General features: G+C 68.8%; 15 protein-coding genes and 2 pseudogenes. 15 read left to right on the top strand and 2 right to left on the bottom strand.

The genetic code is table 11. From position 1 onward, the window contains the following. Positions 1 to 33: 33 nt before the first annotated feature. The 8 genes and pseudogenes from TR46_RS38335 to TR46_RS28415 all read left to right on the top strand — a co-directional run bounded on the left by TR46_RS38335 (position 34) and on the right by TR46_RS28415 (position 7,984). Positions 34 to 2,007, top strand: a complete 1,974-nt coding sequence (locus TR46_RS38335) for a hypothetical protein (protein ID WP_152626726.1) — start codon at positions 34 to 36, stop codon at positions 2,005 to 2,007. A gap of 100 nt (positions 2,008 to 2,107) precedes the next feature. Beyond that, positions 2,108 to 3,178 (top strand): Gfo/Idh/MocA family protein, encoded by a 1,071-nt coding sequence (locus tag TR46_RS28445; protein WP_042406702.1) that lies wholly within the window; start codon positions 2,108 to 2,110, stop codon positions 3,176 to 3,178. Between the two features lie 17 nt (positions 3,179 to 3,195). Continuing rightward, positions 3,196 to 4,086: a DUF6807 domain-containing protein gene (locus TR46_RS28440; protein WP_236655553.1), complete on the top strand. Its 891-nt coding sequence runs from the start codon at positions 3,196 to 3,198 to the stop codon at positions 4,084 to 4,086. Between the two features lie 47 nt (positions 4,087 to 4,133). Next, positions 4,134 to 4,784, top strand: a complete 651-nt coding sequence (locus TR46_RS28435) for a hypothetical protein (protein WP_042406696.1) — start codon at positions 4,134 to 4,136, stop codon at positions 4,782 to 4,784. A gap of 331 nt (positions 4,785 to 5,115) precedes the next feature. Next, positions 5,116 to 5,379: pseudogene (locus TR46_RS44630) on the top strand (ISL3 family transposase); the annotation flags it as partial. Between the two features lie 52 nt (positions 5,380 to 5,431). Beyond that, positions 5,432 to 5,875 (top strand): annotated as a pseudogene (locus tag TR46_RS42630) (OB-fold nucleic acid binding domain-containing protein); the annotation flags it as partial. Positions 5,876 to 5,933: 58 nt separating this feature from the next. Next, positions 5,934 to 7,082 carry a hypothetical protein gene (locus TR46_RS28420; protein WP_042406689.1) on the top strand — a complete coding sequence of 383 codons (1,149 nt, stop codon included), beginning with the start codon at positions 5,934 to 5,936 and terminating at the stop codon, positions 7,080 to 7,082. Between the two features lie 185 nt (positions 7,083 to 7,267). After that, positions 7,268 to 7,984 carry a hypothetical protein gene (locus TR46_RS28415; protein WP_042406686.1) on the top strand — a complete coding sequence of 239 codons (717 nt, stop codon included), beginning with the start codon at positions 7,268 to 7,270 and terminating at the stop codon, positions 7,982 to 7,984. A 260-nt stretch (positions 7,985 to 8,244) separates the two neighbouring features. Here the strand turns inward: TR46_RS28415 and TR46_RS28410 are convergent, their stop codons facing one another. Further along, entirely contained in the window at positions 8,245 to 10,260 is a 2,016-nt protein-coding gene (locus TR46_RS28410) for a beta-galactosidase (protein ID WP_042406683.1), read from the bottom strand. 398 nt (positions 10,261 to 10,658) lie between these two features. Here TR46_RS28410 and TR46_RS28405 point away from each other — a divergent pair, with 398 nt between their 5' ends. From TR46_RS28405 to TR46_RS28390, 6 genes are all read left to right on the top strand, one after another. Continuing rightward, a complete protein-coding gene (locus tag TR46_RS28405) occupies positions 10,659 to 11,723 on the top strand; it encodes a LacI family DNA-binding transcriptional regulator (protein ID WP_042406680.1) in 1,065 nt (354 codons plus the stop codon). A 335-nt stretch (positions 11,724 to 12,058) separates the two neighbouring features. Next, entirely contained in the window at positions 12,059 to 14,110 is a 2,052-nt protein-coding gene (locus tag TR46_RS28400; RefSeq protein WP_042406677.1) for an RICIN domain-containing protein, read from the top strand. Between the two features lie 261 nt (positions 14,111 to 14,371). Beyond that, positions 14,372 to 14,503, top strand: coding sequence for a hypothetical protein (locus TR46_RS45155; RefSeq protein WP_269084282.1), 132 nt, complete (start codon positions 14,372 to 14,374; stop codon positions 14,501 to 14,503). After that, positions 14,487 to 14,711: an AAA family ATPase gene (locus TR46_RS43715; RefSeq protein WP_201776459.1), complete on the top strand. Its 225-nt coding sequence runs from the start codon at positions 14,487 to 14,489 to the stop codon at positions 14,709 to 14,711. The genes TR46_RS45155 and TR46_RS43715 overlap by 17 nt, the downstream gene beginning before the upstream one ends. 9 nt (positions 14,712 to 14,720) lie before the next feature. Next, positions 14,721 to 14,957, top strand: coding sequence for a hypothetical protein (locus tag TR46_RS43710; protein ID WP_201776455.1), 237 nt, complete (start codon positions 14,721 to 14,723; stop codon positions 14,955 to 14,957). Between the two features lie 82 nt (positions 14,958 to 15,039). Continuing rightward, complete coding sequence (locus TR46_RS28390) at positions 15,040 to 15,609, top strand: DUF3885 domain-containing protein (RefSeq protein ID WP_042406672.1); 570 nt, start codon at positions 15,040 to 15,042, stop codon at positions 15,607 to 15,609. Between the two features lie 303 nt (positions 15,610 to 15,912). Here TR46_RS28390 and TR46_RS41450 read toward each other — a convergent pair whose 3' ends face one another. Continuing rightward, the gene (locus TR46_RS41450) at positions 15,913 to 16,488 is read right to left on the bottom strand and encodes an IS3 family transposase (RefSeq protein WP_063770686.1); all 576 of its coding nucleotides are present in this window, start codon (positions 16,486 to 16,488) and stop codon (positions 15,913 to 15,915) included. Between the two features lie 58 nt (positions 16,489 to 16,546). Between TR46_RS41450 and TR46_RS28380 the strand changes: the two genes are divergently transcribed. After that, positions 16,547 to 17,243 (top strand): hypothetical protein (locus tag TR46_RS28380; RefSeq protein WP_201776454.1); only part of this gene is annotated, 697 nt, incomplete at its 3' end.

Raw genomic sequence — 17,243 nt, 5'->3', positions numbered from 1 at the left:
TCCCACCCGAGAACGACCTCCATGAGGAGAACCATGCCAAAGGCACGGAAGTCCGTAGTCTCCGCCATAGCGATGACGGCCGCCGCCGTACTGGCCGCCGCCGGCCTGCAGGGCAGCGCGCGCGCCGACACGGCCGGCAGCGCCGCCGTTCCCGCACTGGTGCTGTCGCCCAACCTCAGCGTGCACCTCGGCGACATCCCGGACGGCTCCGCCGTCTACGCCGCCCAGTTGCGGCAGCAGGTCCAGTCGATGCTGGCGCACCAGACCGCCGACGGCAGCCTGGAGATCCAGGGCAAGACCAAGGACCTCGGCGACAACTCCCTGGGAGCCTCCAGCCTGATCGCCCTCTACCACGCGCAGACCCGCGACAGCAGCGTGGTGGCCGCGTTCCAGAAGAGCGTGGACTGGTACCTCGCCAACCGGGTCTACACCCAGGACAACCCCGGCGACACCACACTCCTGGTCAAGAACAGCGGCCGGCCCTGGGCCGCCTACATGCCCTACACCCTGGCAGCCGGCGGCGGCGGAGACTGGCCCACGACTGCCTGGGCGCTGCTCCACGTCGGCGACGTCCTGCAGTACGGCGACGGCATGCTCCGCACCGACCAGCGCGCCGCGCTGCTCAAGCTCGGACAGGGGTACTGGACCTGGCTCACCACCGTCTCCGCCTTCAACCCGCAGGACGCCGACAACCAGGCCATCGCCTCGGTGGACGGCGCCCTGATGCTCTCCCAGCAACTGGCCAGGTTCGGCGACACGCAGGCCGCCAAGACGCTGAAGCAGCAGGCCATGGACGTGTTCACGCAGCGGGTGCAGCCCCTGCGCCAGACCGACCGCGGCTACACCTTCTACCCTGAGCACTCAGGCGGTCTGGACCAGAACTACGGCGCCATCGCGATCAGTTTTCTGTGGGAGGGCTGGCGGCTTACCGGCGACCGGCGCTTCTACAACGACGGCCTGTCCATGACCCGGTACCTGGACATGCGGCTCGGAGCCCGCGGCTTCGACTACGGCGGCGCCCGGCACAACGAGCTGCGGGCGGGCTTCGAAGGGCTGTACGGACTCCAGCACTACAGCGGCATCGTCAAGGACGACCTCGGCCGCTACCTGGGCACCTCCACCATCCCCTACACCCATGTCGGCACCGAGCCGGACAAGAGTGTGGTCCCAGACGGGCACTTCGCCTTTATGACGGTGTGGCAGTTCAGCGACCCCAGCCGGTGGTACACCAAGGCGCAGACCACCGACACCCAGTACAAGCTGCGGGTCGGCTCCGGCTCGGTGGTGCTCGACGCCCAAGGGACCGCCTATCTGGTGTCCGCAGGCAACGCCGACGTGATCCATGCCGCCACCTCGGGCAAGCAGAGCATCGGCCTGGCCTACACCGACGTCACCGGCACGCACTTCCTCAGCCCCGCGCCGGACTCCGCGGTCCGGACCCGCGCCGTCAAGGTCGACGGCGGCGTCGGCCGCGAAGTGGTGCAGAGTCTGATCGGCCCGGGCGGAACCGAGCTTCCGGTCACCACGGTCTATCGGGTCACCGACGGACGAGTCCGGGTCACTGCCTCCGTCCCGGCCGTGCTGGTCGGTGCCGGCGCCACACTCTCCTACGTCGCCGGACTGCCTTATCTGACCGACGCACCCGGCGTGGGCACCGCACCGAACAAACCGCAGATGAAGATCCTCGGAGTCGGCGGCCTGAACGGCGGAACGCTCTCCTTCGGCGCGGACGGCGGCACCCTCACCGACCCGCTGGGCATCACCGCCGGCCCGATGGCCATCACTTCGCCGGCCGGGGTCAGAGTCAGCAACCCCACCGCGGCCTCCGGCAACACCTTCAGCAACTCGGCCAACCTCGGCCTGCTCCTCGAGTCCTACAGCACCAAACTGAACAGCGACCCCGACCTGGGCTTCGCCCAGACCCAGCAGACAAACCTGGTCCAGGCCCCGGCCGTGCTGACCGGCAAGTACCTGGTCACCGATGTGACCTACGGCCCCGCCTACTGATCAGTCGTCAGCACACTGGCCGTCAGCGCGACCTGACCGCCTTCCCACCACCAAGAGCGCCACCCTCAAGAGAACCGGCATGCGGGGAGCATCGAAACACATGACCAGATTCCGGGTGGCCGTCGTCGGCACCGGGCATATCGCCGAGGAAGCACACCTGCCGGCATTCGCGGCCGAGGCCGGGCGAACCGAGTTGGTGGCGGCGGTGGACATCGACGCCGAGCGGGCGGACTCGTTCGCCGTCCGGCACGGGATCCCCGCCGCCTACACCGACCTCGACGCGATGCTCCGCAGAGAGCGCCCCGACCTGGTCGTGCTGTGCTCCCCGCCGGCTGCCCACCTCGACGCGGCACTGAGCAGCCTGCGGTCCGGGGCCTGGGTGTGGCTGGAGAAACCGCCCTTCCTCTCACTGGCCGAATTCGACCTGGTCGAGGCCGCAGAGCGGCAGGGCGGCCCATACGCCTCTGTCATCTTCCAGCAGCGCTCGGGATCCGGGCTGCGACGGCTGGTCCGTCAACTCGACTCCGGCGAGTTGGGGCGACCCCTGGTCGCCCAAGCAGTGACGACCTGGTACCGCTCACCGGAGTACTACGCCGTGCCGTGGCGCGGCCGCTGGGACACCGAGGGCGGCGGCACGACACTCGGACACGGAATCCACCAGATGGACCTGCTGCTGGCGGTGCTCGGACCCTGGGCCGAGGTGCGCGCGATGGCCGCCCGCCTGGAGCGGGACATGGACGTGGAGGACGTGTCCACAGCCCTCGTGCGCTTCGAGTCGGGGGCACTGGCCACCGTAGTCAACTCCGCGCTCTCCCGGCGCGAGGAAAGCTATCTGCGCTTCGACTTCAGCGAAGCCAGCGTCGAACTACGGCACCTGTACGGCTACGGCGACGCGGACTGGACCTATACGCCGGAACGACTGCGGGCGGTCGACGGTGCGGAGGTCCGCAGCTCGCACACCGCGCTGCTGCCCGGCCTGCTGGACGCGATGGACCGCAAGGAGCGTCCACCCCTGTCGGGCCGGAACGGTGGCCGGGAGGCGCTGGAACTGGTCACCGCGCTCTACCAGGCCGCTTTCACCGGCGCGACAGTGCGACCCACCGACCTGCTCCCCGACAACCCCTTCTACCAGCGACTCCACGGAGGTGTTCCGGAGTGGGCGCGATGCTGAGCCAGCAGACCGTACTCATGACCCAGGGGCATGGTGACCAGCTGACCGCCGAACTGAACGGCACCGCGCTGTTCCGCTACCACTACCGCCCGCAGCTTCCCGCCGCCGAGTGTCCCAGCCCGTACATGCATCCACTGCGCACCCTGGCCGGACGGGTCGTCAGCGGAAACCGCCCGCACGACCATCGCTGGCACAAGGGCCTGGCCATGACCGCCTCGCATCTGTCCGGCCAGAACTTCTGGGGCGGAGGCACCTACACGCCGGGCGCTCCTGACGCCGGATACCTGGACCTGCCCAATGTCGGCCGCCAAGACCACCTCGGCTTCGGCTCCATCGACAGCACCGGTTTCACCGAGGAACTGGCCTGGATCACAGCCGATGGGGAACTGTGGATCCGCGAACGCCGCCGAGTGTCGGTCCAGGACGTCGACCGGGCCGAAGGCAGTTGGACCCTTGAGTTCAGCACTGAACTGCGCAACGTCCGCCGTGAGCCTTTGCTCTTCGGAAGCCCCGCCGTCTTCGGACGCGCACAGGCCGCCTACTGCGGGTTCTTCTGGCGCGGCCCGCGCTCCTTTATCGGCGGCCGGGTGCTCGCCGCGGACGGCTTGGAAGGCTCCGCTGTGATGGGCGCCGCGTCACCCTGGTTGGCCTATGTCGGCGAACACGACGAAGTGGACGGGCACGCAACCCTGCTGTTCCGCGCCGACCCTGCGGACGACGAAGGGGGTCGCCCGCACTGGTTCGTCCGCAGCGAAACCGTGCCCATGGTCAATCCCTCGCTGGCCTTCGCAGAGGAGCGGGAGCTCGCGGCCGGCGCCGTGCTGGCCCGCCGCTACCGGGTCACTATCGCGGACGGGGCCTGGAACCGCGCCACGATAGCGGCGCACCTGGAGCGCTGCCCCTGGTAGCTGGGGGTCGGGGGGTCGCAGCATATGAGAGTACGGACACGAACCGGGTGGCGAACTCGGATGCTCGCGCCCACTGGCTGAAGGACGTGGTCGACGCGATCAAGGCCGATGGCCCCGAGGCCATGGCCCCGAAAAATCCGCTGCCGACTCGCCCTGAGGCCCGCCGCCGGCCCGCCCACGACGGCGAACTGCCGGTGCTGGTGGCTTTCAGGCTGTACCAGCGAGTCGACCTGCTGGACATCCTCGACGAGGCACGGAAAACGCGCCATGCCGCGGTCCTAGGCGTGCTCGACCTGTACCGGAAGAAGATCGTCCCCGCGCTGCTTGCCCAGGCGGACGATTTCGGGCTGAAAGACGTGATCGAGCAGACCTTCTTCCTGACCTATCACGGGGTGCCGGACATCATTGCCTGGGAGGCCATCAGCAATCCCGCCCCGTCGTCGACTGATGTGAGGGTCACCTCCGCGTGGCCCCCGCTGGAGCCGGTCTTCTGGCTCACCCGCCAGGAGCGCGATTCGTGGGACCAGTACACGAGCCTTCCCGAGTCGGTGGTCAACACTCCCGACATTCAGCCGAACAGCTATCTCTACCTCGACGGCCTCCGCTACCGCGCGGCAGCGTCGGACAGCAACGTGGTGGGCAATACGACGCTCTTCGCCTACGGCGAGAAATTCATGGTCCTGCGCAAACAGCGTTGACCGGATCGAAGGGATCTGGCCCTCCAACCGCACGTCTATCACGGGAAACGGCTCTGTCGCTGATCTTGTGATCGGGCGGGTGGTGTCGGTGCGGCCTGTCATCGTGTCCGGGGTGTATCTCGCGAAGTTTCGATGTCCTTCATCCGCATCTGGCGGGCGTCGTGGTGGAGTTGGTGGAGCGGACGGTCGGCCAGGTCACGAAGCATGCCCGGGCGCGGGCGGCCGAAGGCCGGTGCCCGCACTGCGCTACCTGCGCCCCTTCAAGGCCACCACTGTCGTGCCGGCGGCGCCCAGGATTGCTCCGCGGCCCCGCAGCGTCGTCCGGTGGATCATGACGAACCCGGGCAACCTGTCCGCCGACGACGCCCTCAGCCTCAAGGAGATCCGCGCCGGCTGCCCCGAACTGGACGCGGTCACCGGCCATGTTCGCGACTTCGCCACCATGATGCGGGACCTGACCGGCCACGACCTCCCGGCCTGGATGGACCGCGTCGAACGCGATGACCTCCTCGCCCTGCACTCGCTGGTCAACGGACTGCGTCGGGACCAGGACGCCGTCATCGCGGGCCTGACCAGTACCCGGAGCTCCGGCCAGGTCGAGGGTCAGAACACGCGAGTCAAGCGGATCAAGAGGGACGGCTACGGCCGCGCCAATCCGCGCCTCCACCCAGACCCCACCCATCCCCTCCGGCAAGAGGATCATCTTCGTCACCCTCGAAGACGGCTCCGGCCTGGTCGACGTCGTTTTCTTCCAGGACACCCACCACGCGGTCGCCCACACGGTTTTCCACTCGGGTCTGCTGCTGGTGCGCGGCACCGTGGAGGCCCACGGCCTGCGCCGCACCATCGTCGGCGCCATGGCCTGGGACCTCGAACAACTCGCCACCGTGCGCCGCGACCACGGCCCCCAAGCTGCCCTGGACCTCCTGGGCCAGGCCACGCCTGCGCCCACCCCCGCCCAACCCGAGCGCACCCTGGTCCATGGCACCGCCGGAGCCCACCTGCACCCCTACGCCGACCTCCAACCCGCCGGCACCCGCTCCGAGGACCGGCGCCGCCTGGGACACCGCAGCCCCGGTGCTCCAGGCTGAGAGGTGTCTCATGAGGCAGCAGCGAATTCGAGCGACAGGACGGTGGGATTCCTGGACCATGACGGTCGATGAGGGGCAGGACGAGGTGGTGGTGGACGGGATGCCGGTGACGGGGAAGTCGTTGGACGCGCTGGACTCTGTGGCATGGGACGAACTTGAGACGGCACATCCGCACGATCGGGTCGACGCCGTGCCGCGGGCGCTGCGCCTGCTCGCGCTGGCGGGGGCGGCGGCGACGGAGGAGAACTGTCATCCGCTCCACGCCTCCCTTGTCGCGAGGGCGAAGGGGCGGACGCCGTCTGCGGCGGCAGCTGCTCTGCCGTTCGTCATCGCGCTCGCCGCCGACCCGGCTATGGGCGCGAGGGTCGCCCTCGTCGAGTTGCTGGTGGCCATGCGGGCACCGGCCCTGGCAGACGAGGACTGGACAGGAGCGTGGGCGCTGCTGGCGGATCCGGACCCGGCGGTGCGGCGAGCGGCAATACCCCTGGGCGCCGGGATCGTCCGGCTGCTGGAGCGATGGCGGGTGGAGACGGACCCGACGCTCCGTCTCCCGTTGTTGCTTGCCCTTGGCCAGCTGCAGGTCCGTGGCGGTGACCCCGTCGAGGAAGTACGGGCGGTGCTGGCGCAGGTGCTGGACGGGGACGATCGGGTGCTGTGGGTCGCGGCCGTGCACGCCTCGGCGGTCCTGGACCGGGACCTGCCGGTCCGGCAGGTGGACCGGCTGATCGAGGTGTTCTCCGACCACGTGCTGCGGCCGCGCTTCGAAGAAGTCTGGTACACCCCGGCCGTCGACGTTCCCTGGACCCGCGAGGACCTGGTGTCGTCGACGGCCCGGCTGCTCACGCACGAACCCGAGGTTGAACTCTCCTTCGCTGTCCGACTGCTGGAGACAGGAGAGCGACTCGGGGACGCTGAGCTGTGCCGAGTGGCACTGGACCTGGGGTGGCGGCTCCTGACCGAGCGGCGTTCGGTGGAAGCCGCCTTGCTGCCACTGGCCGGCGGGCTGCTGACCCATCTGGACGGCGCCGTGCGGCTGAGGGCAGTAAACGTCCTTGCGGTGCTGGGCACGGCTGCTGCCCCTACGCCGACCGGCTCGCCGAACTGCTCGACGACGAGGGCGCCGATGAGTTCCTCGACGGAACGGTCGGGGAAATCGCCCGGTGGGCCCTGGCCCGGATCGGTGACCCGCGTGCCCTGCCGGGTCTGATCGAGCAGCTCCGCGCGCAGCAGGAGGAACAAGGCCGCGGCTACATCATCGGCGACCCGAGGCGGCCGGACATCGAGGACGTACTGATCCCGCTACGAGCCCACGCGGAGGTCCTGCTGCCTGCGCTGCAGACGGCGATCCGGCAGGACGGGGCCCGAGGTAGTGCGACCCGCAAGTTCCTCGGCGTGCTGGCGGAATGGGGCGAGGATGCATTGCCGGCGCTGCCCGAACTCCTGCCGTTGCTCGCCGACACCTGGACCTCGAGCTATGTGCTCGGGATGCTGCGAACGATAGGACCCGGCGCGGCCTCAGCCGAACCGGCCCTGCGCACCTGTCAGGTACTGGACTCCCCAGGGAATCACTGGTTGGTTGCCGCAGCCGCCGCAAGCATCAGCGCAGACCGTGCGGCGGCGCTCCGGTTCTTCGGCGACGCGGTCCTGGCGGCTGAGGAACCCGAATACGGACCGATAAGTGACCTGGCCGACTTCGGGCTCGACGCGGCGCCCTACGCGAACCGGGTCCGACTCGCCTTGAAGAACCGTACGCACTGGGTGCGGCTGACCGCCGCGACCACACTCTGGTCAATCACAGGCCAGGCCGAACCGAGCATGCAGGCCCTGGAGGAGTTCGTGCTGCGGATTGCCGCCGGAGGTGAAGCCTTCGGGTTCTTCCGCCTGGCGCTCCAAGCCCTGATTCGCATGGGCACGATCAGCCCGGCCATCCGGGTCGCGCTGCTGACGGTTCGCCAATCGGACCGTCGCCTGTCCACGGCAGGGGGGTACCCGATGATCCTTCAGGACCAGGAACTACGCGGCCTTGTCGAACAGGCCCTCGCGTGTGCGGACACCCCGCTCGTGCGAGACATGCTGAAGCGTGTGGTGAACCCGGGGAGTGCCGGATGAAGGGTGACCGGACCATCGCCTACGCCGTCTTCCACCGCCCCCGATGAGGAGACCTACCGTCAGACAATCACCGCTTCGCCACACCACCTCGACGCTCACCCCGTGCCGGGCGAACGCCTGGGCCAGGGCCTGGCCCTGTAGGCGCTGTCGGCCCACACGTTTTTGATCGGCGGCCCCCTGCCGGCGCGGAGCAGCGGCAGGGGCAGGACGCTGCCGGCGCGCCGAAGCTGCGCCGATGGCTGATGCCCCTGCCGCCAACCTCAGTGCGGCTCGCGGACGACCGCGACACCTCCCGCCGGGACGGTGACCGACTCGTTTACGGGCTTGCCGGTGAGGAGTTCCACGCCCGTCGCGGGGACTTGGGCGCCGGTGCCGGCGTGGTCGATCAGGAACAGGTAGTCGGCATCGGTGCCACTTCTGCGGACGGCCTCAAGGCCGTCCGGCGAAGAGTCGATTACCGGCTGAACCCCGGCCTCCTGGCAGATTCGATCCATCAACGCGGCGAGGGTCGCGGGATCGGGGCGGGTGGCCAGATACCAGGCGGTTCCGCTGGCGGGGGTGTGACGGGTGACGGCGGGTGCTCCCACAAGCGGCCCGTCGGCGAAGGACGCGACGGGCTCGGCGCCGGTGAGCTGGATCCGCTCGGACCACAGGGTGGCCGTGGCTCCTGCGGGGACCTGCCCGGCGAGCTGGAGCGTCTGGCTGGGCAGGAGCGGAAAGAGCTCGTCGGCGCGTACCCCGAGGATGTCCCGGAAGGCGCCGGGGTAGCCACCGGGCCGGACGTGGCAGTTCTGGTCGACCGCGCCGCTGTGGAAGCCGACGGCGAGCGTGCCGCCGCGCTCGGCGAAGCCCGCCAGATTGGCCGCGCCAGCGTCGTCAACCAGGTAGAGGCTGGGTGCCAGGACCAGGCGGTAGCGGTCGAGGTCGGCGTCCGGCCGCACGAAGTCCACGGCCACGCCTGCCCGCCACAGCGGGGTGTACCAGTCGCGGACCAAATCCTGGAAGCGCAGTTCGCCGCTGGGTTGGGAGGGGAGCTCCAGGGCCCAGCGGGCGTCCCAGTTCCACAGGATCGCGACCTGGGCGGCGGCGGTGCTGCCGCGTACCTCGGCGAGCGCCTTCAGATCGGCGCCGAGGTGTACGACGTCCTGCCAGATGCGGCTGTCGGTGCCGGCGTGCGGCAGCATCGCGGAGTGCCACTGCTCGGCGCCGGCCTTGGCGGCCCGCCACTGGAAGAAGGAGATGCCGTCGGCGCCGCGGGCCACGTGCGCGAGGGCGTTGCGGCGCATCTCGCCCGGCACCTTGGCACGGTTGACGGGTTGCCAGTTGACGGCGCCGGTGGAGTGCTCCATCAGGAACCAGGGGCCGCCGGCCAGGGAGCGCATCAGGTCGCCGCTGAGCGCGATGTCGATGTCGGATTCCGGGTCGTCGGACATCAGGTAGTGGTCGTTGGAGACGATGTCCAGCTCTGGCGCCCAGCGCCAGTAGTCCAGGGCGTCGAAGGTGCGCAGCACCATGAAGTTGGTGGTGGCGGGGATCCGCGGAGCCGCCTGCCGCAGGACGTCGCGTTCGGCGGTGCAGAGAGCCAGCAGTTCGTCCGAGCAGAAGCGGCGCCAGTCCAGCTGCTGGGTGGGGTTCGGTGGGGCGCCCGTGGCGCGGGGCGGCAGGATCTCGTCCCAGTCGTAGTACCACTGGCTCCAGAAGGTGGTGCCCCAGGCGTTGTTGAGCGCGTCCAGGTCCTCGGCGTAGCGGGCGCGGAGCCAGCTGCGGAAGGCGGCGGCACTGGTGTCGCAGTAGCAGGCGGCGTTGTGGCACCCGTACTCGTTGTGCACATGCCACATGGCGACAGCCGGGTGGTCGGCGTAGCGCTGGGCCAACGCGTCGGCGATGCGCAGAGCGGCCCTTCGGTAGGCGGGGCTGCTGGGGCAGAAGGTCTGGCGGCTGCCGTACCAGAGGGTGCGGCCGTCTTTGTCCACCGGCAGTGCCTCCGGGTGGGCGCGGAAGAACCAGGCCGGCGGAGCTGCCGTGGGGGTGGCCAAGTCGGCTGCGATGCCGTTGGCGTGCAGTAGATCGAGGATACGGTCCATCCGGGTGAAGTCGTGGACGCCCTCGGAGGGTTCCAGCAGCGCCCAGGAGAAGATGCCGACGTTGACCATGGTCACCCCGGCCTCGCGCATCAGGCGCATGTCCTCGGCCCAGACCTCCTCGGGCCACTGCTCGGGGTTGTAGTCGCCGCCGTAGGCGATGCCGGGGACACGCAGCGGACGGGTGGAAGTCATGGGTGGACGGCTCCGGAGGAAGTAGGGGTGGATGTGGAGGAATCGCCGAGTAGGGAGGCGGGGCGCTGGGGTCTCCAGCGCGGGACGGATGAGGCGGAGCAGGTTGTGTCGACCGAAACCCCGACCCCGGCCCCGAGGCACGGCGGGACGGGACGGGAGGCCTACCGAAGCACCCAAGATCGAACATGATCCAACAAGAGCGATCGGAACATAAGGAACATAGGTCCACCGTGGGGCTCTCTGTCAAGACCGTCCGGTCCGTGGGTCGCCCGAAGAAAATAGAAAGGGAGATTCTTTGTGGCAACCCTTGACACTTCATCTCCCGCACCCTTAGACATGACCGCGCGGTCACATAGCTGACCTCGCAGTATTCAGGCATCTGGTCACGAGGAGACATCATGGTACGAGAGGTGGGACAGGGCGGCAGCCCTGCTTTGCCGCGTAGCGCGGATGTGGCCCAGATGGCCGGGGTCTCGCGCAAGACGGTGTCGAGGGTCTTCAACGACGAGCCGTACGTCTCGGCAGACGTACGCCGACGTGTGCTCAAAGCCGCCGAACAGCTCGGATACCGCCTGAACAACGCGGCCAGAGTGTTGGCTTCTGGTCGAACTCGTTCCATCGGTCTGGTGACCCTCGGGATCGCCGGATACGGCGTCGCTTCCCTGCGCGTCAGCATCGAGCGAGCCATTCGCGACGCCGGCTACACCCTGCGTGTCGTCGGCACCCGGGAAGGCGACCAGGGGGACATCGCCAGCGCCGTCGACTCACTCCTTGAGCAGGGCGTGGACGGCATCGTCATCTCCGAACCGGTGGATGAGGGAGAAATCGCCCTCCGCGTGGACGTGCCGGTCCTCTTCCTCGGTGCGCCGGCGGTCTTCGCCACCTCCCGCACCGTGACCTCAGGGGTGGGCTCCGAACTCCTGGGCCGAGCCGCGACGGAGCATCTGCTGGACCTGGGGCATGCGACGGTGCATCACGTCGCCGGGCCGCAGCGCTGGTACGCCGCCAAGGACCGTCTCGAGGGATGGCGGGCCGCACTCAAGGAAAGGGGCAAAACCGCACCTCCGTACATCGAGGGCGACTGGTCGGCTGCCTCGGGTTATGCGGCAGGTCGTGAGCTCGCTTCCGACCCCACCGTTACCGCGGTGTTCGCGTCGGGCGACGACATGGCCATCGGAGTGATCCACGCGCTGCGGGAAGCCGGACGACGCGTGCCGCAGGACGTCAGCGTCGTCGGCTTCGACGACAACCCCGTCTACGCCTTCGTGGCCCCGCCCCTGACCACCGTGCGCCAGCCGTTCAACGCCGCGGCCCAGGAAGGCGTCAGGCTTCTCGTGCATGCCATCGAGAGGCCCGACGAAGACCTGCCGGCGGCGAGCGTCCCACCGGTCGAACTCATCGTCCGCTCCTCCACAGCACCCCCACCACCCCGCGAACAGCCCACGGCGCGCCCCACCGCTTAACCGCCCCAATGACGTTGCCGCCCGCGCCGGACAAGCGCGAGTAGACCTCGTCTCCGGCGAGGGCTGGTCGAGACCAGCACGGCCGCGGAAACCCGACCTCGCGCCCCGTCGTGCCACCTTCCTGTCACCGACGGCCAAGCCCCCCATGGCGATCTCGCCTGGTCCGCCGTCGCACGTCATCGACCTGCACGTATCCGCCTGCACGTCCCCGGCTGCCCCTCTCCGGCTGACCGGGTGACCTGACGTACCCAAGCCGCCCACCGCTCACGCTCCGGCCCACCCCGGGAGCGGTCGGCACCCCCACCCACCTCCGCAGCACCTGCAGGGAGCCGCACATGTCCATCACCCACGACGGCGCCAGACCCGGCACCACGCCGCGTTCCCGCCGCTCCACCCTCGTCCTCCTGCTGCTCGCCCTGATCGCGGCAACCGCCGCGCTCGTCCTCCCCGCCGACCCGGCGCATGCCCTCTCCCGCGCCTCGCAGACCATGTACACCCCGCCGTCCAACGCCCCAGCCCCCGGCTCGCTCTACCCGCGGGCGGTGCGGCTGCAGCACAGCGGATCGTCCAACGGCACCATGCTCGCCACCTTCGAGCAGTACACCTCGGGCACTCCGGTCTTCCCGATCTACCGCAGCACTGACAACGGCAGCACCTGGACCCAGATCTCCAGCGTCGCCGACACCCAGAACAGCTGGGGCATGCGCTGGGAGCCGTTCCTCTACGAGTTGCCCAGCGCGATCGGCGCCTACCCGGCCGGGACCGTTTTCGCCGCGGGCGCCTCCGTCCCCAGCGACCGGTCCGCGATCAAGCTCGACCTGTACGCCAGCACGGACCACGGCGTGACCTGGACCTTCGTCAGCGACATCGCCACCGGTGGCACCGCCTTCGACACCAACGGCGACACCCCGGTGTGGGAGCCGTTCCTGATGGCCTCCGGCTCCAAGCTGATCTGCTACTACTCCGACCAGCGCGACCCCAACCACGGCCAGAAGGTCGTGCACCAGGACACCACCGACGGCGTCACCTGGGGCCCGGTCGTCGACGACGTGGCGGTGTCCCCCTACAGCAGCCGCCCCGGCATGCCGACCGTGGCGAAACTGCCCAACGGCAATTACGTGATGACGTACGAGTACGGCGGCGCACCCGAGGGCGACTTCGCCGTCTACTACAAGGTCTCCTCCGACCCGGAGGCGTTCGGCTCCGCCACCGGCATCCCGCTCAGGGCGACCGACGGCACCGTACCGACCAGTACCCCGTACATCACCTGGCTGCCCGCCGGTGGCTCCAACGGAACCCTCGTCGTCAGCGCCAACAGTTCCGACAGCCTCTTCCTCAACACCCAGAACGGCGCCGCCAACACCTGGACCCGCATCAGTTCCAACGTCGCCGGCGGCTACAGCCGCGGCCTGCTGCCCCTGGCCGACGGCCACAGCCTGGAGGTTCTCAGCGGCGGCTACGGGGGCACCGGCCTCAACCCCGTCACCTACAGCACCATCGACCTGGGCGGCGGCCTCTCGGACGGCGCCACCTACACCGCGTCCAACGCCAACAGCCACCTGATGCTGACCATCGCCGCAGGCTCCACCGCCAACGGCACCGCTGCCATCCAACAGAGCGCCGACAGCGCAACCGACCAGAAGTGGCGCTTCGTCCAGCAGACGGACGGCTACTTCAAAATCTTCAACGTCGCCAGCGGCAAGGTCCTGGGTGTGGCAAACCAGTCCAGCGCCAACGGCGCCAAGATCCTGCAGTGGGACGACAACGGTACCCCCGACCACGAGTGGGCCGTGGCACCCGACCCGGCAGGCGGCTTTTCGGCCGTCAACCGGATCAGCGGCAAGTACCTGGAGATACCCGACGCCTCCACCACCGCAGGCACCGGCGCCGGCCAGTGGGAAAGTACCGGCTGCGCCTGCCAGCGGTGGAATCTCGCCCAGACCGCCCTGCCGCCCCTGTCCACCGGCCAGTACGTACTGGTCAACAAGAACAGCGGCAAGTACCTGGACATGCCCAACGCCTCCGCCACCACGGGCACGGCGGCCGACCAGTGGCAGAACAGCGCCTGCGACTGCCAACTGTGGACCTTCCAGTCCCAGAGCGGCGGCGCCTGGACCCTCACCAACGTCAACAGCCGACTGAACCTCGACGTCGGCAACGGCTCCGCCTCCGCTGGCGCGGCCATCGTTCAGAACACCGCCAACGGCGGCAACTCACAGAAGTGGACCCTGACCGACGCGGGCGGCGGCTACTACAAACTCGCCAACGTCAACAACGGACTGCTGGCCGGCGTGGCGCAGTCGTCCACCGCCAACGGCGCGGCCGTCATCCAGTGGAACGACGTCAGCGTGAACGACCAGCTCTGGCAGATCGTCCGGGTCAACTAACCGACTGAGACGCAGTCACATATCCAACGATCGCGTGTTCGCGCGAACACCCCCCGTCGCCATGTGAACAGGACCCGAGCCGTGAGCCAGCTGCCATCTTCCGTACATCCGCCCCGTAGGGGGTGACCTCTCGGCCCGGCCGGGTCGGCTATGTGCTCTTCTCGCTGTTCTTGCTGGTCTTCGTCCTCGCCATCGCCGTGGGCTCCGGCAAGACCGTCGCCCTCAAGGGCGCCGTCGCCTCCCTCGACCCGGCCCGCTTCAGTGATCTACCAGCCGAACCCGGAGGTCGGCATGCGCGACCTCTACAACCGGATCGTCACCAGCCTGGGCGACACCCAGTTCCACCTCGCGGCGCTGGCCGCCCGGGCCGGCAGCGCTGGCCGCCGAAGTTGACGAACGCGGCCGCACCCCGGCCGTCGTCATCGACGAGTCGCACCTGCTCGACCACGGCGAACTCGACGCGATCCGGATGCTCACCAACTACGACATGGACTCCACCACACCGTTCGCCGTGGTCCTGATCGGCCAGCCCACCCTGCGCAAGCGCATGAAGCACGGCGTCCTGGCCGCCCTGGAACAGCGGATCGCAATCAGCTACTAGATGCCGACGATGAGCAGGGAGGAGACTGCCGGCTACATCAAGCACCACATCACCATCGCCGGCCGCCAGGACACCCTGTTCTCCGACGACGCCGTCGAACTGATCCACCTCGCCGGCCGCGGCCTGCCACGCTCGGTCAACAACATCGCCTGGCAGTCCCTGATCGCCGCCTTCACCCAGGACAAGGCCATCGTCGACGAGTCCTCCACCCGCCTGGCCATCACCGAAACCCACACCACCGCATGACCGCAGGCCGCTGTCGGGCGCTTCCACCTGCGGTCTGTCGGGCATCATGGGCAACCGCAGGCCCAGCGAGAGGGAGCTTCACATGCCAGAGACCAAGCAAGCAGCGTTGACGGCGCTCTGGCAGCAGCGATGGCCCAGCTGCCCTCCCGTCGGGCACCTACTTCGCAGCCGCTTCCCGGACGTCTGGGTCCGCTTCCACAGCCTCCCGGAGTCAAAAAGGTACCCGCAGGACGAGGCCGAGTACGCCGTCCTGCTCGGGCGCTACAACACCGTCCTCGACGAGCTGTTCACGGACAAGGACGTCTACGTGATCACTCCCACATGGACGACTGAACCCGATGTCCCGCCCCGCCAACCAGATGCCGGTTACTGGCAGAGCCTGTTGACGACAGACGACGCCGACCCGGAATTCCGCACCTACTGCCACCTCTTCGCCGTTGAACGCCCATGGCAGACCGGCTGCATCGATGGTCTCCTACGCGATGTCGCAGACGAGAAGACAGCGGGCGTCATGATCACCGACACCCGGATCCGGCGCATCCACCACCCCTATGACGGTGGTGCCGACGTCTTGCTGACCAGCACCGAGGAACGAGACCAGATGCGCGACCGGCACGCCACCTGGCTTTCCAGGCGCCCGTCCGGACTCTGAGCAGCGTCTCCCTCGCCCGTTCGAACGCGCCCCAGGGCCCCGACGACAGCGTGGGCACGAAGGCGACACCGTGAGCACCAAGACCCCGGCGGCCTGACGGCCGCCGGCGTCTACTCGCTCAACTACGTCGACATTCAAAGCGTCGCCTTCCTGCACGTCTTGAACGTCGCGCAGCAGTGGGCCTGACGGGCTGCGGCGGGCGCCGACCACTCGCGGGTTTTCTCCCGCGTCCGTAACTGCTTGCGCCTGCTGGCTTTTCCCATATCCGCCCCCTTGCTCGCCGGTCTGTAACCCAACCTCCCCTCAGCATCGGTGCGCCACGCGCCGCTTCCGGCCATCAACACCGTGGAGTGTGACGTGAGGCCGTCCCGGTCGTTGAGTCCGGTCCGGCCCGGCGGGGTGGAAGTCGCGGTTGACCAGGTCGCCCGCCCGCCGGCCGTCCTTGCCCGGGACGGTTGTGCGGATCCTGCGGCCGCGTGTGGCACCGACGAGGCCTTCCTGGCGCATGAGGCGCTCCACGGTGCAACGCGCCACCTGGACGCCCTCGCGTCGCAGTTGGTGCCAGACCTTGCGGGCCCCGTAGACGCCGTAGTTCGCCTCATGGATCCGCCGGATCTGCCGGGTCAGCTTCTCATCGCGCAGGGCGCGCTGCGAGGGCGGTCGTGTTCTGCAGGCGTAGTAGGTCGAGGCCGCCACCGGGATCCCGGCGCAGGTCGGGGTGCGGCAGATCGCCTCGACGCCGAACTGGCCGCGGTGGGTGTCGATGAAAGCCGTCAGCGGCGGTCCCGTTCGGGTAGCGAACGGCCGGGACGAGGCGAAGACCCGCCGGCTGTGCCGACGTGGGGAGTGAGAGGAGGCGTTGCTGGTCGGATCGCACACCCCCAGTAGAGTCGCGGAGCGATCGGCACAAGGGCCGTGGCAGGAAACGGGGATGGGGATGGACGGGTTCAAGACACCGCCGCTGGACGACTTCCACAGCTACTCGGGGCAGGTCCGCGCGGAGGGGGAGAACCTCGGCACGCTGAACCATTACGCTTCGGGCCCATGCGCCAACAACCAAGGACTGGAAGGGCTGTTGGCACTGGTCAGCGGCATCATCCCCGAGGTCGCCCAGTTCTTCGAGGAGAAGATAGGCCAGTGCCAGCGCGGCATGGGCCTGGTCGCCCAGAAGTCGGACGCGACCGCGAACGACTACCGCTCCACGGACCACGACACCGCTGCGCAGCTACGCGCGCTCTACCCCACGCCGCTCGGCGGCTTCCCCGACCTCGGTTCGCTGCCCGGCGCCTCCCACCTCGGGAGCTTCGACAGCGACAAGGTCCAGCCCAAGGAACCCGACGACGCCTCGCAGTACGAGGCGAAGAGCATCTCCCACATGGTGTGGACGCTGCACACCAACATGGGCGAGGGTTTCCTGGCCGGGGCGGAGAAGCTGTTCAAGTTCTGCACCGGGCAGAGCCTGATCGAGCTGCTCCTGACCCCGTTGCTGGGGGATTTCGGCCGCCTGGAGTATCTGCACGACGCCTACAAGGCTCTGAGCGACGGCCTGTTCGACGTGACGGGCGGCCTGCGCGAGGGTTCGTGGAAGCTGGGCAGCGAGTGGACCGGGGACGCGGCCCGCGGCTTCGACTCAT

The organism is Streptacidiphilus carbonis, assembly GCF_000787775.1.
Taxonomy (GTDB): domain Bacteria; phylum Actinomycetota; class Actinomycetes; order Streptomycetales; family Streptomycetaceae; genus Streptacidiphilus; species Streptacidiphilus carbonis.
This window is presented reverse-complemented; position numbering and strand designations above follow the sequence as displayed.